Origin of the sequence: Arthrobacter sp. 2MCAF15 (genome assembly GCF_052115605.1) — a bacterium.
GTDB lineage: Bacteria > Actinomycetota > Actinomycetes > Actinomycetales > Micrococcaceae > Arthrobacter.
In genome coordinates this window covers 247,958-260,288 of record NZ_JBFRGZ010000001.1, presented here as the reverse complement: position 1 = coordinate 260,288, position 12,331 = coordinate 247,958, and the positions used below count along the sequence as shown (strand labels likewise).

The 12,331-nt window shown below is 67.9% G+C and carries 10 protein-coding genes; 1 reads left to right on the top strand and 9 read right to left on the bottom strand.

Features of this window, described 5'->3' with window-relative positions:
- Positions 1-48 precede the first annotated feature (48 nt).
- The gene (locus AB4089_RS01135) at positions 49-945 is read left to right on the top strand and encodes a glycosyltransferase (protein WP_441407501.1); all 897 of its coding nucleotides are present in this window, start codon (positions 49-51) and stop codon (positions 943-945) included.
- A 54-nt stretch (positions 946-999) separates the two neighbouring features.
- On the opposite strand, the gene AB4089_RS01130 is transcribed toward AB4089_RS01135, so the two are convergent.
- The 9 genes from AB4089_RS01130 to lysA all read right to left on the bottom strand — a co-directional run bounded on the left by AB4089_RS01130 (position 1,000) and on the right by lysA (position 12,329).
- Positions 1,000-1,776, bottom strand: coding sequence for a WecB/TagA/CpsF family glycosyltransferase (locus AB4089_RS01130; protein WP_441407500.1), 777 nt, complete (start codon positions 1,774-1,776; stop codon positions 1,000-1,002).
- A complete protein-coding gene (locus AB4089_RS01125; protein ID WP_441407499.1) occupies positions 1,773-2,711 on the bottom strand; it encodes an L-threonylcarbamoyladenylate synthase in 939 nt (312 codons plus the stop codon). Before AB4089_RS01125 ends, AB4089_RS01130 begins: the two co-directional genes overlap by 4 nt.
- A gap of 45 nt (positions 2,712-2,756) precedes the next feature.
- Complete coding sequence (gene prmC, locus AB4089_RS01120; protein WP_441407672.1) at positions 2,757-3,644, bottom strand: peptide chain release factor N(5)-glutamine methyltransferase; 888 nt, start codon at positions 3,642-3,644, stop codon at positions 2,757-2,759.
- 16 nt (positions 3,645-3,660) lie between these two features.
- Complete coding sequence (prfA, locus tag AB4089_RS01115) at positions 3,661-4,734, bottom strand: peptide chain release factor 1 (protein WP_441407498.1); 1,074 nt, start codon at positions 4,732-4,734, stop codon at positions 3,661-3,663.
- A gap of 229 nt (positions 4,735-4,963) precedes the next feature.
- Positions 4,964-7,108 (bottom strand): transcription termination factor Rho, encoded by a 2,145-nt coding sequence (rho, locus tag AB4089_RS01110; RefSeq protein ID WP_441407497.1) that lies wholly within the window; start codon positions 7,106-7,108, stop codon positions 4,964-4,966.
- Between the two features lie 323 nt (positions 7,109-7,431).
- Entirely contained in the window at positions 7,432-8,418 is a 987-nt protein-coding gene (gene thrB / locus AB4089_RS01105; RefSeq protein ID WP_441407496.1) for a homoserine kinase, read from the bottom strand.
- A 2-nt stretch (positions 8,419-8,420) separates the two neighbouring features.
- The gene (thrC, locus tag AB4089_RS01100; RefSeq protein WP_441407495.1) at positions 8,421-9,527 is read right to left on the bottom strand and encodes a threonine synthase; all 1,107 of its coding nucleotides are present in this window, start codon (positions 9,525-9,527) and stop codon (positions 8,421-8,423) included.
- Positions 9,528-10,844: a homoserine dehydrogenase gene (locus AB4089_RS01095; protein ID WP_441407494.1), complete on the bottom strand. Its 1,317-nt coding sequence runs from the start codon at positions 10,842-10,844 to the stop codon at positions 9,528-9,530. It lies immediately after the preceding gene.
- Positions 10,845-12,329, bottom strand: coding sequence for a diaminopimelate decarboxylase (gene lysA / locus AB4089_RS01090; protein ID WP_441407493.1), 1,485 nt, complete (start codon positions 12,327-12,329; stop codon positions 10,845-10,847).
- Positions 12,330-12,331 lie beyond the last annotated feature (2 nt).

Here is a 12,331-nt window from a genome sequence, read left to right as displayed (position 1 = left end):
CTCCGCCGGCGGGAAAACCACTGTCGGTCGTGCTGAAAGGACCCCGCGATGACCCCCTCGGTTGCAGTCGCTGCCGTGACGTTTGACCGTCCCCGGGAGCTGGCGGTCCTGCTGGACGCCATCAATAACCAGACCGCCGATGTGCGCTCCATTTGCCTCATCGACAGCGGCACCGTGCCCTCGAAAGATGTCGCCGACCGGCACGCCAACGTGGACTATGTCAGGTCCGAGGCGAACCTTGGCGGGGCCGGCGGATTCTCGCTCGCCATCCTCAAGGCTGTGGCCAGCGGGGCCGACTGGATCTGGATGATGGACGACGACGCCGAGCCGGCCGACCCCGATTGCCTTGCCACGCTGCTCCGCGAGGCGCAGGACCGCGGCCTGGACGCCGTGGTGCCCCTGGTCGTGGCCCCCGGCCACCCGGACCAGCTGTCCTTTTTCTTCCGGCTCAACGGCAAGGTCACGCATGAGCGTGCCGAGGTGGAGAAGGTCGGGTTCCTGCCCGACGACGGTCACTTCTTCAACGGCGCCCTGATCCGCTCCGATGTCTTCTTCAAAGTGGGCCTGCCGGACATGCGCCTGTTCATCCGCGGCGACGAGGTGGACTTCACGCTGCGGCTCAGGAAGGCCGGGATCCGTTTCGGCACGGTGACCACCGCTGCCATCACCCACCCGCATGCCTTCTCCGAAACCAAGCATGTCTTCGGCGCGCGGTGGCACGTGATCGTGCCGGATTCGGCCTTCAAACGCTACTTCTACTACCGGAACCGCGGCTACATGATCCGCCGCCATTTCCGGGTCAAGTCTTTTGTCGCGGATGTGGGCGGCTACCTCGGCTACTTCCTGCGCAGCGGAGACCTCCGCGGGCTTGCAGACTGGTTCCGCGCCTTTTCCGCCGGGCTCCGGGGCAAGGGCTTCGGTCCGCTGGAGGACCAGAAGTTCTGACCGGCCGCGCCGCGGACGCTTGGGCCGCGGGCGCTAGGGTTGCGGGGGCTAGGGTTACTGACCCTGGGCCGGCCGGCCCAGCCGGCGGCGCAGCAGCAAACCCAGCAGCACCCACGGCTCGCCGAACACCCGGTAGGCCACCCGCTGCGGGTGGAGCATGAGCCGCCAGGCCCACTCGAGGCCGAGCCGCCCGATCCAGCGCGGCGCCAACTTCTGCACGCCGGCAATCTGTTCGATGGCGCCGCCGACGGCGCAGTAGACGGCCGGCGGGAGCATGGGAAGCCGCCGCGCCAGGACCTGTTCCTGCAGCGGCATCCCGAGGCCCAGGAGCACAAGCTGCGGGCGGAGCCCGGCAAGCCATTGGACGGCGGCGTCCTCAACGTCGTGGTTCCAGTCTTCGCCGGGCATGCCGTCCACCCGCGCCCCGGGGACAATCTCCCGCAGTTTGGCCACTGCGCCGGCGTTGGCCACGGCGCCTGCACCGATCACCGCAATGCGCTGCAGCCCCACGACATTGCCCAGCGCGGGAATCCAGTCGGTCGATCCCAGCCGGTAATCCATTACCGGACCCCTGCCGTCGTCCTCTTCGCCCGTCTTGGCCCAGAGCCAAAGCACCGGTGCGCCGTCGATCAGCACCACGTCGCTGTGGTCGTAGAAGGACCGGAAGCCGGGATCGGAGTGCAGCAGCGTGACGCTGTGCAGGTTGTGCCCCACCACTGTCCGGGTCCGGCCCTCGGCCACGTAGGCGGTAAGGAGGGCTGTCAGCTCGGACACGGTCACGGGGGTAGCGTCGACGTCGAGGAATGGGACGCGTTGGCGCTCCAGCGTCATGCCGAGCCGGGCTCAGGCGCAGCGGGCCGGGGTGCGGCCTCGGGCCCAGCGCCAGCCTCAGGCACGGCCGCCTCAACAGCCGTGTCAGCCTCAGGCACGGCCGCCTCAACAGCCGATTCGGCCTCAGGCACGGCCGCCTCAACAGCCGTGTCAGCCTCAGGCACGGCCGCCTCAACAGCCGATTCGGCCTCAGGCTCGGCCGCCTCAACAGCACCAGCCTCAGGCGCGGCCGCCTCAGCAACCGTTTCGGCAGCGTCCTCACGTTCAGGGGCGTTGCCGTCGACGTCCAGGAGGCCGGGAACCACGCCGCGCAGGCGTTCGAGGCTGATGGCTCCCTGACGGACCACGCGCAGCGGCTGCACCGTCGCATCCACGATGGTTGAGGCGAGGGCTTCGGCACCCTCGGCGGGCCGGGGTCCGCCCTCGAGGTAGACTTCCACTGATTCCGCCAGCTGCGCCTCGGCGTCCGCTGCGGTCCGCGCCGCCGCCTGCCCGGTGCGGTTCGCGGAGGACACGGCGAGGGGGCCGGTGAGCGTCAGCAGGTCCTGGGCGATCTCGTCGGCCGGGATCCGCAGGGCAACGGTCCCCTTCGTTTCACCAAGGTCCCAGTCCAATGACGGCTGGGCATGCAGGATCAGGGTCAGTCCCCCGGGCCAGAACGCCTCGGCCAACCGCCGCGCCTCGGCCGGGACGTCCGTGGCAAGGCCATCGAGGGCGTTCAGCCTGGGGATCAGCACCGGCGGCGGCATCTTCCGGCTCCGGCCCTTGGACGCAAGCAGCAGGGTCACGCCGAGGGGCGAGAAGGCGTCTGCGGCAATACCGTAGACGGTGTCGGTCGGGAAGACCACACACTTGCTCTCACGGATGGCCCGCTGGGCGTGTTCAAGTCCTGCGGCGCGCTGCTCAGCTGCCGTGCAATCGTAGCTAGTCGTCACTGGCCTATTCTTTCATCACTTGTCACACGATTTTTTGCGGGGGCGTCAGTGCTGCAGTGTTTGTTCTGACTGTGTCAGCACTGCGCTGGTGGCCCGGTCCTTGCCGTTGAGGTCGCGGTGGGTCCGGACCTCGGAGAACACCCCGGTGCGTTTCAGCATCGCGGCGATCCATTCCGATTGGACTTCGGCGTGCTCCATTACGAAGTAGCCGCCGGGCACCAGCAGGCGGGCAGCCGAGGCCGCCGCCGCCGTCGGAAGTTCCATCCCGTCCGCTCCCCCGCCGTACAGCGCCTCGGGCGGGTCGTGCAACGCCACTTCGGGTTCGTTGGGGATCGCTTCGGCGGGTATGTAGGGCGGGTTGGACACGACGACGTCGAACGTGCCGTTGTGTTCGCCCAGCGCGTCGCGCAGGTCGCCGCGGATGAGGTGGACGCCCAGGGGCAACAGGTTTTTCGCCGCCCAGGCGTGGGCGAATTCGCTGTATTCCACCGCGTGGACTTCCGCGCCGGGAACCTCGTGCGCGATCGATCCTGCGATCGCGCCGGATCCGGTGCCCAGGTCCACCACCTTCGGGTGTGCCAATCCGGCCCTGCCCTTGAGCCAGTCCAGCACCAGCTGCACCACGGACTCGGTTTCCGGGCGCGGGATGAACACGCCGGGACCGACGGCGAGTTCGAGGTAGCGGAAGTGCGCCACGCCCGTGATGTGCTGCAGCGGGATGCGCTGCGCCCGCTCGGCAACGAGGTCGGCATAGCCCGCAGGGGCTGGCGCGTCGCCGAGCATCAGCGCGCGCAGCCGGCCGAGCCCGACGCCGAGCAGGTGCTCGGCGAGGAGCTCGGCGTCCACGCGCGGGCTGGGCACGCCGGCGGCGGCGAGGACCGCCGTCGCCTCGCTGACGGCCGCCGCGAGGCTCGGACCATCACCTGCTGTCATCACGAGTGGGCCGCGCCTATTCGCCGATGGCGTCGAGCCGGGACTGCTCGTCCAGTTCGATGGCCGACTGGATTACCGGTTCCAGGTCGCCGTTCATGACCTGGTCCAGGTTGTAGGCCTTGTATCCGGTGCGGTGGTCCGCGATCCGATTTTCCGGGTAGTTGTACGTACGGATGCGCTCGGAGCGGTCCATGGTGCGGATCTGGGACTTGCGCTGCGCGGAGTTTTCGGCGTCGATGATCTCCTGCTGGTGGGCCAGGATGCGGGCGCGCAGCACGCGCATGCCGGCTTCACGGTTCTGCAGCTGCGACTTCTCGTTCTGCATCGCGACGACGATTCCGGTGGGAAGGTGGGTGATGCGCACCGCGGAGTCGGTGGTGTTGACCGACTGCCCGCCGGGACCCGAGGAGCGGTAGACGTCGATTTTGAGATCGTTCTGGTTGATCTCGAGTTCCTCGGGCTCGTCCACTTCGGGCAGCACCAGCACGCCGGCGGCCGAGGTGTGGATGCGGCCCTGGGATTCGGTGACGGGCACGCGCTGCACCCGGTGCACGCCGCCTTCGAACTTGAGCCGGGCGTAGACGCCCTCGGCAGGATCGTTGGAGTTGCCCTTGACGGCCATCTGGACGTCTTTGTAGCCGCCCAGGTCAGATTCGGTGGCGGAGATGATCTCGGTCTTCCAGCCGCGGGATTCCGCGTAACGGCTGTACATCCGCAGGAGGTCCGCGGCGAACAGCGCAGCTTCGTCGCCGCCTTCGCCGCCCTTGACCTCGAGGATCACGTTGCGGGCATCGTCCGGGTCCCGCGGAATCAGCAGCCGGCGCAGCTTGGCCGCCGCCGTCTCCAGCGCAGCCTCCAGCTCGGGCACCTCCGCGGCGAACTCCGGGTCCTCGTCCGCCATTTCCTTGGCAGCCGCCAGGTCATCGCTGATGGCTTCCCAGCGGTGGTAGGCCTCCACAATGCCGTWCAGCTGGGCAGAACGCCGCCCCAGCTTCCGGGCCAGCCGCTGGTCGGCATAAACAGCAGGATCCCCCAGCTGGGCCTGGATAGAGTCGTGCTCATCCAACAGGCCCTGTACGGACTCAAACATTTTCAAACCTCTTTCGACTCTCTCAAGTCTAGTAACGCCGTGCGTTGGGTGGGACGAGTGCAAGTCGTTCTGTTTTTTGCCGCCCCGGGAGTGGCATCGGGCCTGCCGGAGCGTGGAGGCTCAGATCCGACAGGATCGAGCCTCCACGCGTAGGGGCGGGGGCGGCAAAAAACCGAACGACAAAGGGGCGGGGCCGGCTAAACAACAGACGGCCCCACCCCTACGTCAACTACTTGTCGTTATCGGACTTCGCACCAAGCGTCGTCTTCTGCACCTGCATGAGGAACTCGACGTTGCTCTGGGTCTCCCGGATCTTGTTGGTCAGCAGCTCAAGGCTCTGCTGCGTTTCGAGTCCGGAGAGGACGCGGCGCAGCTTCCACATGATCTTGACTTCCTCGGGGGAAAGCAGGTTTTCCTCGCGGCGCGTACCGGACGCGTTGACGTCCACGGCCGGGAAGATGCGCTTGTCCGCGAGCTGGCGGGACAGGCGCAGTTCCATGTTGCCGGTGCCCTTGAACTCTTCGAAGATGACCTCGTCCATCTTGGAACCGGTCTCGACGAGCGCGGTTGCCAGGATGGTCAGCGAGCCACCGTTTTCGATGTTGCGGGCTGCACCGAAGAAGCGCTTCGGCGGGTACAGCGCGGCGGAGTCCACACCACCGGACAGGATGCGGCCGGAAGCCGGTGCTGCCAGGTTGTAGGCACGGCCCAGGCGGGTCATGGAGTCCAGGAGCACCACAACGTCCATGCCCATTTCCACGAGGCGCTTGGCGCGCTCGATGGAAAGCTCGGCCACGGTGGTGTGGTCGTCGGCGGGACGGTCGAAGGTGGAGGCAATGACCTCACCCTTGACGGTGCGCTGCATGTCCGTGACTTCTTCGGGGCGTTCGTCAACAAGCACCATCATGAGGTGGACCTCAGGATTGTTGGTGGTGATGGCGTTGGCGATGGACTGCAGGATGAGCGTCTTGCCGGCCTTCGGCGGCGAAACGATCAGGCCGCGCTGGCCCTTGCCGATCGGGGCCACGAGGTCGATAACGCGGGGGCCGATCTTCTTCGGGTCCGTCTCGAGGCGCAGGCGCTCGGAGGGGTACAGCGGGACGAGCTTCGCGAATTCGACGCGGTCCTTGAGTTCTTCCGGCGTCTTGCCGTTCACCGAGGTCACACGGACCAGGGCGTTGAACTTCTGGCGCGCGGACTGCTGGCTGCGGTCTTCGCCTTCGCGCGGTGCACGGATGGCACCGACGCAGGCATCGCCCTTGCGCAGGTTGTACTTCTTGACCTGGGCGAGCGAGACGTAGACGTCGTTCGGGCCCGGCAGGTAGCCCGAGGTGCGGATGAACGCGTAGTTCTCCAGCACGTCCAGAATACCGGCGACCGGCAGCAGGACGTCGTCCTCGGTGACCTCGACGTCGTCGACGTCCGGTCCCTGCTGGCGCCCGCGGCGGCGGTCGTTGCGATCGCGGAAGCGGTCGTTGCGCGAGGAGTTGTCGCGGCTGTCCTGCTGACCCTGGCGGTCACCGCGGTCGTTGCGGTCACGACGGTTGCGCCGGTTCCGGCGGCTTCCGCCGTCCGAATCATCGCTGTCGCGGGTGTTCTCGCGGGTGCCGGCGGATTCGTCGCGGCCGCCACGGGTGCGGGCGGCGTCGCGGCGCTGGCCGTCTTCGTTGCCCGGCTCGCCCTGGCGCTGCTCGGTGCGCTGGTCACGCTGCTCGGTGCGCTGTTCTGCACGCTGCTCAGTGCGCTGTTCGGCGGCGGGCTGTTCGGCCTGCGCCTCGGCGCCCTGGCCACCGGCCTCAGTGGCCTGCGCGGCGGCCTCGCCGCGACGGCGGTTGCGGGTTCGCGGCTGCCGGGTGCGGTCGGAAGTTTCCGGAGCGGAAACGGCAGCGCCAGCCTGCGTCCCGGAGTCAGCGGTGCCGGACTCAGCGGAAACGGCGGGAGCTTCGGCCGGGGCTGCGGCAGGTGCCTCGGTGGCGGGCGTCGTGACGACTCCGTCACTGCCTGCACGGCGGCTGCGGCCGCGGCGGGCGCGGGGGCTTTCTTGGGCCGGGGCCTCCTCGGCGGCAGCTGCGGGCGCGGTTGCCGGCGCAGTTACCGGGGCTGATGCCTGGGAAACGGTGCCGTTGTCGCTCGCCTTTTCGGCAGCGCGGGCCGGAGCCTTGCTTACCGGAGTGCCTGCGCGGTGGGCGGAAATGGCCGTGACCAGATCACCCTTGCGCATGCGGGAACCGCCGGAAATGCCAAGCTGGCTGGCGAGAGCCTGGAGCTGGGCGAGCTTGAGGCCTGCAAGGCCGCTGCTCTTGGCGGGTGCTGCCGAAGATCCGGCAGCAGAAGATGTATCCACAGCCGGAGACAGCTCAGTGGTTTCGGTCACGAAGGATCCTTCCCCCTCGACGGCGTCCAGACTAAGAGCTGGACGCGGTGATTTGATCTGGGCTGCAGTTCAGATCTGCAGCCGGGATTTTCGGCCTTGCCGGATGGATTTCGACCAGCAGGGCCGGATACTGCTTCACCATGCACGATTCCGAGAAATGAGGAACGGCGGGCTGACGTATGAGGGGGCAGAGAAAATCTGCTGAGTCCTGCGTCAGACCGAAAGCAGGTGGCACCGGAAAATATTGCGCAGTGAAAGATGAGAGAGGCTACGTGGCCAACATCGCGGTCTTACAACGGTTAATAAATTTACCGCCTGCGTATTTACCGCCGGTGCACTTCCACTTTAGCACCTTCGACGTCCACGGCCAGCTTCATCACACGCCAGCCAACTTCYGGCGTGTTGCCCGCCGTGTGGGCGGCGATGAAGTCTACGACTTCATCGGCTTCCGCTTCCCCGTTGGCCAGGACCAATACGGTGGGTCCTGCACCGGAGACGACGGCGGCGTGCCCTGCCCGGCGCAGCGCGCCGATCAGCTCCGCGCTGGGCCGCATGGCCTGGGCGCGGTAGCTCTGGTGCAGGTAGTCCTCGGTGCCCGGCAGCAGGAACTCCGGGTTGGCGGTGAGGGCATGGATCAGCAGGGCGGCACGCCCTGAGTTCATGGCCGCGGCATGGTGGCCCACCGAGGCCGGCAAGAGTGCCCGGGCCGCCTCAGTGGAGAGCTCATAGTCCGGCACCGCGACAACCGGGACCACCGCTGCGGCCACGGACGCACTCGTGCTGCTGTACTGGTCACTGTCCTGCCATGAAAGCGCCAGTCCGCCGAAAATGGCGGGTGCAACGTTGTCCGGGTGGCCTTCCATTTCGCTCGTGAGCTGGAGGATCCAGTCCCGGCCGCGCCGGGATATTTCCGGCACCAGGGCATTCGCTGCGCTGACAGCAGCCACCACGGCCGAGGCCGAAGAGCCCAGGCCGCGCCCGTGCGGGTTGACGTTGTCCGCCGTGATCCGCAGGCCTTCGTGCCGGTACCCGAGGCGGTGAAGCGCCTCGGTGAGGGCCTTGACCACCAGGTGCGTGGCGTCGCGGGGCAGCGATTCGGCGCCCTCGCCGCTGAGCTCGAATTCCAGCTCACCGCTGGCGAGCGTTTCCACGGTGAGGGTGTCATGGAGCGTGAGGGCCACGCCGAGGCTGTCGTACCCGGGGCCCAGGTTGGCGCTGGTGGCCGGCACCCGGACGGTGACAACCTGGCCCGCCGGAACAGCCGGCGAGCCGGCAGCAGATTCGGCCGGGATGGTGAGGGTTGTTTCCAACGTTATTTTTCTTCCAGTCCCAGTGCTGCGGCGACGGTGACGACGTCGTTGGAGACACTGACCGGCTGCACGTCGCTGCCGTCCTCGGTGCGCAGGGCCCACTGGGGGTCCTTGAGGCCGTGACCTGTCACCGTGATCACGATCGTCTTGCCGGCCGGCACTTCACCGGCCGCGTGCTTCTTGATCAGTCCGGCGACGCCGGCAGCGGAGCCGGGCTCCACGAAGACGCCCTCCCGGGCGGAGAGCCAGCGGTGCGCGGACAGGATTTCCTCGTCCGTGACGGCCTCGATCACGCCGCCGGACTCGTCCCGGGCCGCAACAGCGGTGTCCCAGGAGGCCGGGTTGCCGATCCGGATGGCGGTGGCGATGGTGTCCGGCTCGGTGATGGGGTGGCCGGCCACGAACGGGGCAGCGCCGGCGGCCTGGAAGCCCCACATGACCGGGGTCTTGGTGGCGACGGCGGGCAGCGACCCGGCGGTGGGTGACTCGAACGGCGCGGAGTACTCCTTGTAGCCCTTCCAGTACGCGCTGATGTTGCCGGCGTTGCCCACCGGAAGCACGTGGAAGTCGGGGGCATCGCCCAGGGCGTCCACCACTTCGAAGGCGCCGGTCTTCTGGCCCTCGATCCGGGCGGGGTTGACGGAGTTGACCAGGAACACCGGGTAGGACTCGCCGAGCTTGCGGGCGATGTCGAGGCAGTCATCGAAGTTGCCGTCCACCTGCAGCAGGGTGGCGCCGTGGGCGACGGCCTGGCTGAGCTTGCCCATGGAGATCTTGCCCTCGGGGACCAGCACCGCGCACTGCAGCCCGGCCGCCGTCGCGTAGGCCGCGGCGGAGGCCGAGGTGTTGCCGGTGGAGGCACACACGACGGCCTTGGCGCCGGAGGCCACCGCCGCGGTCATGGCCATGGTCATGCCGCGGTCCTTGAACGAACCGGTCGGGTTCATGCCTTCGACCTTGAGGTAGACGGTGCTGCCGGTCAGCTCGGAGAGGTGGCGGGCGTGCACGAGCGGGGTGCCGCCCTCGCCCAGGGTGATGACCTTAGTGGCTTCCGTGACAGGAAGACGATCAGCGTATTCGCGGATGACACCGCGCCATTGGTGAGCCACTTAGACCCCTTCTACCCGCAGTACGGATGTGACGGAATTGATGACGTCCAGGCGCCTGACGGCCTCGACGGTTGCTGCAAGTGCGGATTCCCGGGCACGGTGGGTCACGATCCGCAGCTCGGCCGACTCCACGTTGGAGTCGGCGTCGCGGTGGATGGTCTGCCGCATGATTTCAATGGACACGCCGTGCTCCGCGAAGAGGTGGGCGATCCGGGCCAGGACTCCGGGCTGGTCCGCGACGTCGAGTCCGATGTAGTAGCTCGTGACGGCCGCGTCGATGGGCAGCGCGGGCACGTGCCCGGTGGTGGTTTCGGTCCGGCCGGGGCCTCCCAGGACGATGCGGCGGGCAGCGGAAACGAGGTCGCCCAGCACGGCGGACGCCGTCGGGGTGCCGCCGGCGCCCTGGCCGTAGAACATCAGCTCGCCGGCGTTCTCGGCTTCGATGAAGACGGCGTTGAACGCGCCGCGGACGGCGGCGAGGGGGTGCTCGCGGGGCAGCRGCGTGGGGTGGACGCGGACGGAGACGCCGGTCTTGCCGTCCTCGTCAGCCAGTTTCTCGGCAATGGCCAGCAGTTTGATGACGAAGCCGGCATCCTTGGCGGCGGCGATGTCTGCCGCGGTGACCGAGGTGATGCCCTCGCACGAGACATCTTCCAGGGCGAACCGCGTGTGGAAGGACAGCGAGGCAAGGATCGCGGCCTTGGCGGCGGCGTCGTGGCCTTCGATGTCGGCGGTGGGATCGGCTTCGGCGTAGCCCAGGCGCTGGGCCTCTGCCAGGGCATCGGCGAACTGCGCCCCGGTGGAGTCCATCTGGTCGAGGATGAAGTTGGTGGTGCCGTTGACAATCCCGAGCACCCGGGTGATCCGGTCGCCGGAGAGGCTGTCCCGGATGGGGCGCAGGATGGGGATGGCGCCGGCGACGGCGGCCTCGTAGGAGAGCTGCACCCCGGCCTTGTCGGCTTCCTCGTACAGCGTGGGGCCGTCCTGCGCCAGCAGCGCCTTGTTGCCGGTGACAACGCAGGAACCGTGCCGCATTGCGGTCAGGATCAGGGAACGGGCCGGCTCGATGCCGCCCATGAGTTCGATGACGAGGTCGGCGTCCTTGACGAGGGTCTCGGCGTCCGCGGTGAACAGCTCCTGCGGCAGCTTGACGTCGCGCTCGGCTTCGAGGTTGCGCACAGCGATGCCGCTCAGTTCCAGGCGTGCGCCCGTGCGGGCGGCGAGGGCGTCGGCGTCGTCAATGAGAATCCGCGCAACCTGGGCCCCAACGTTGCCACAGCCCAGCAGGGCCACTTTCAGGGTTCGCAATTCGGTCATTCAGACTCCCATGTCGCGGTTGAGCAGATCTTCTTCGGTTTCCCCGCGGACAATGAGCCGGGCAGATCCATCGCGGACAGCGACAACGCCCGGCCGGGCCAGATAGTTGTAGTTGCTTGACAGGGCCCAGCAGTATGCGCCGGTCCCCGGTACAGCAAGCAGATCACCGGCTGCCACGTCCTCGGGCAGATATACATCTCTAACAACTATGTCGCCGCTCTCGCAATGTTTGCCCACCACTCGGGACAGCTGCGGCCCCGCTTCGGAGCTGCGGGAGGCGAGAATTGCCGAATAATCCGCGTCGTACAGCACCGGCCGGGGGTTGTCGCTCATCCCGCCGTCCACCGACACATACCGGCGGGGGTACGTAACGTCTTCTGCGGCGTTGTGGCCCTCCGGGGCGGCGGAATCCACCCGGACGGTCTTGAGCGTGCCGACCTCATACAGCGTGAACGTGGTGCTTCCGACGATCGCGCGGCCCGGTTCGATCGATATCCGCGGGGCGCTGATGCCCAGCGCGGCGCACTTGGAACGGACGACGGCGGCCATCGCCTGCGCGATCTCGGCGGGCGGGCGCGGGGTGTCGACAGGGGTGTAGGCGATGCCGTAGCCGCCCCCGAGGTCAAGTTCGGGCAGCACGATCGAGTATTTGGCCTGCATCGCGGCCAGGAAGTCCAGCAGCTTCTCCGCGGCGAGGGCGAAGCCGTCCGGTTCGAAGATCTGCGAGCCGATGTGGCAGTGCAGGCCCAGCAGCTCAATGCTGGCGTGCCCGGTCGCCGCGGCGACGGCTTCCTCGGCGGCGGACAGGCCGGCCTTCTCAGTGGAGTCCCCGGCCATGGACAGGCCGAATTTCTGGTCCTCGTGGGCGGTGGCGATGAATTCGTGGGTGTGGGCGTGCACCCCGGGGGTCAGCCGCAGCATGACCCTGGCGGTGTCGCCGCGGTTGGCGGCGATCGCCGCGACGCGTTCGAGCTCGTCGAGGCTGTCCACCACGATCCGGCCCAGCTGCATGTCCAGTGCACGGTGGATTTCGCCGTCGGACTTGTTGTTGCCGTGCAGCGCGACGTCGGCGCCGGGAATGCCGGCGCGCGCGGCGACGGCGAGTTCGCCGCCGGATGCGGTGTCCAGTCGCAGGCCTTCTTCTTCAACCCAGCGGACCACCGAGGTGCACAGGAAGGACTTGCCGGCATAGTAGACGTCCACTCCCCCGCAGATATCGGCGAAGGCATCGTTGAATGCGTCGCTGAACGCCCGGGCCCGGGCCCGGAAGTCGGTCTCGCTCAGCACGAACAAGGGGGTGCCGTACTGGCGCTGCAGCTCGCTGACGCTCAGGCCCTCGATGGTGAGCTCGCCGTCCTCGTTCCGCGCAACCCCGCCCGCCCACAGCGGTTCGTGGAGGGCGTTGAGGTCCGCGGGGACCTCCAGCCAGGCCGGCGCGAGCGGGGACTGTCCTGGGGTTTCCTGCTGTTTGGGTGTTGACGTCATGG

What these genes read in the sequence shown, in the direction of transcription:
- AB4089_RS01135 (WP_441407501.1), top strand. Translation starts at nt 49, where the DNA reads ATGACCCCCTCGGTTGCAGTCGCTGCCGTGACGTTTGACCGTCCCCGG.
- AB4089_RS01130 (WP_441407500.1), bottom strand. Translation starts at nt 1,776, where the DNA reads ATGACGCTGGAGCGCCAACGCGTCCCATTCCTCGACGTCGACGCTACC.
- prmC (WP_441407672.1), bottom strand. Translation starts at nt 3,644, where the DNA reads ATGACAGCAGGTGATGGTCCGAGCCTCGCGGCGGCCGTCAGCGAGGCG.
- lysA (WP_441407493.1), bottom strand. Translation starts at nt 12,329, where the DNA reads ATGACGTCAACACCCAAACAGCAGGAAACCCCAGGACAGTCCCCGCTC.